This window comes from Pseudomonas sp. ESBL9, assembly GCF_036668715.1.
Taxonomy (GTDB): domain Bacteria; phylum Pseudomonadota; class Gammaproteobacteria; order Pseudomonadales; family Pseudomonadaceae; genus Aquipseudomonas; species Aquipseudomonas lundensis.
The window spans coordinates 1-458 of record NZ_JAZEVV010000022.1 but is presented as its reverse complement, the minus strand read 5'-3'; the positions used below and the strand labels follow the sequence as shown (position 1 = coordinate 458).

Annotated in this window: 1 protein-coding gene; it reads right to left on the bottom strand. The window is 63.8% G+C overall.

Annotation, left to right across the window (positions count from 1 at the left end):
• Positions 1-458, bottom strand: a 458-nt coding sequence (locus tag V6F78_RS22265; RefSeq protein WP_332728340.1) for a sodium/proton-translocating pyrophosphatase, incomplete at both ends; no start/stop codon positions are given.

Genomic DNA, 458 nt, shown 5'->3' with positions numbered 1-458 from the left:
CGCCGCACCAGAACAGCGACATGCCGGTGTAATCGACGCCGTCGAGCTTGCCGAAGCCGATCAGCCAGTTGATGGCAGCGGCAACGCCGATCAGCGACAGGATGCCGGTCGCGATCAGGCCCTTGTAGAGGGCTCCCATGATCGACTGGCTGGCGCCGAGCTTGACGAAGAACGTGCCGATGATCGAGGTGATGATGCAGATGCCGCCGATCGCGAGCGGCAGTGTCATCATGTTCACCAGGATCGGGGTCTTGGCGAAGAAGATCGCGGCGAGGACCATGGTGGCCACCGCGGTCACCGCATAGGTTTCGAACAGGTCCGCCGCCATACCCGCGCAGTCGCCGACATTGTCGCCGACATTGTCGGCGATGGTGGCCGGGTTGCGCGGATCATCCTCAGGGATACCAGCCTCGACCTTGCCGACGAGGTCGCCGCCGACATCCGCACCCTTGGTGAAG